Annotated in this window: 2 protein-coding genes; both read left to right on the plus strand. The window is 40.5% G+C overall.

Annotation, left to right across the window (positions count from 1 at the left end; all coding sequences use genetic code 11):
* The coding region (locus O9324_RS10160) for a tetratricopeptide repeat protein (protein ID WP_288140121.1) at positions 1 to 732 on the plus strand (732 nt) is incomplete at its 5' end.
* A 261-nt stretch (positions 733 to 993) separates the two neighbouring features.
* Positions 994 to 1533: a DUF3782 domain-containing protein gene (locus O9324_RS10165; protein ID WP_288140122.1), complete on the plus strand. Its 540-nt coding sequence runs from the start codon at positions 994 to 996 to the stop codon at positions 1531 to 1533.
* Positions 1534 to 1544: the final 11 nt, after the last annotated feature.

A 1544-nucleotide genomic window follows, 5' to 3' on the forward strand; every position in this document is an offset into this window, starting at 1 on the left:
GAACCTCTCTATCTACAAGCATTAGATTTGTTAAAACAACTCTTAGGAGACAATCATCCCGATGTGGCACTTTCCCTCAACAATTTAGCACTATTGTACAGTTCCCAAGGCAGGTACACAGAAGCGGAACCTCTCTATCTACAAGCATTAGATTTGTTAAAACGACTCTTAGGAGACAATCATCCCGATGTGGCACTTTCCCTCAACAATTTAGCAAACTTGTACTATTCCCAAGGCAGGTACACAGAAGCGGAACCTCTCTATCTACAAGCATTAGATTTGTTAAAACGACTCTTAGGAGAGAATCATCCCGATGTGGCACTTTCCCTCAACAATTTAGCAGAATTGTACAGTTCCCAAGGCAGGTACACAGAAGCGGAACCTCTCTATCTAGAAGCATTAGATTTGTATAAACGACTCTTAGGAGACAATCATCCCGATGTGGCACTTTCCCTCAACAATTTAGCAGTCTTGTACAAATCCCAAGGCAGGTACACAGAAGCGGAACCTCTCTATCTAGAAGCATTAGATTTGTTAAAACGACTCTTAGGAGACAATCATCCGAATACAAAAACCTGTCGTAATAATTTACAAAGGCTGCGACAACAGCAAAAACCCACTTCTTTAACTTGGTGGCAGTGGATTATAGTTATTCCTATAGTTATTCTATGGATGCCGTTTTATTTGCTATGGATGCTCACTCGGTGGCTAGTGCGTCGCTTTATTAGGTAAAGAGTCTTAACTGCGATTTATGTGATTATGGGATGGACTATGATTGATTATTGATGAAAGCTTGCTGAATACAACACAATCATAGTATTCATTCAATCATTCAAATCATAGTTTAGACTTATTATGGGATTACCGTAGGTGCTTCTCATCCATGCCCCTTAGATTACTAGATTTTGTCCCCTCCTGAACAGTTACTTCAAGGGAGAAAAAGCGATCAGACTATAATAGAGAAAATTTCACTTTAACCTGAGAAAATTCATTATGAAAGCCACTATTGAAGACATTCGGGCAATACTAAAGGAATTAGCTCAATCCCAACAAGAGTTATCCCAAGCTCAAAAAGAAACGGATAAACAAATTAACAGAGTTAGTCAGCAGATTGGGGAGTTGGGCAATCGTTTAGGAGAGTTTGTCGAGTGGCAAGTACGTCCTGCGGTGGTGCGTCTGTTTCAGGAGCGGGGTATTGATGTCCATGAGTTTCACCCTGACATTTCGGTAAAACGGGATAATGAGGGTTTAGAAATTGATCTATTAGTAGTAAATGATACCGATGCCATTTTAGTGGAAGTCAAAAGTAAGTTAACTCAAAGGGATGTGGATGAGCATTTACAACGTTTGGCTAAGTTTAAGCGGTTAATGCCTCGTTTTCGAGATGTAAAAGCTTTGGGAGCAGTGGCAGCGATGATTGTTCCCAATGAGGTGGCGAGTTACGCTTGTCGTCAGGGTTTATTTGTGTTGGTGCAGTCAGGGGAAAATGTAATAATTTTAAATGATGCAGAGTTTACGCCCCAGATTTGGTAGGTTTAGCTTTC

The organism is Microcystis sp. LE19-84.1B, assembly GCF_027531875.1.
GTDB classification, from domain to species: domain Bacteria; phylum Cyanobacteriota; class Cyanobacteriia; order Cyanobacteriales; family Microcystaceae; genus Microcystis; species Microcystis panniformis.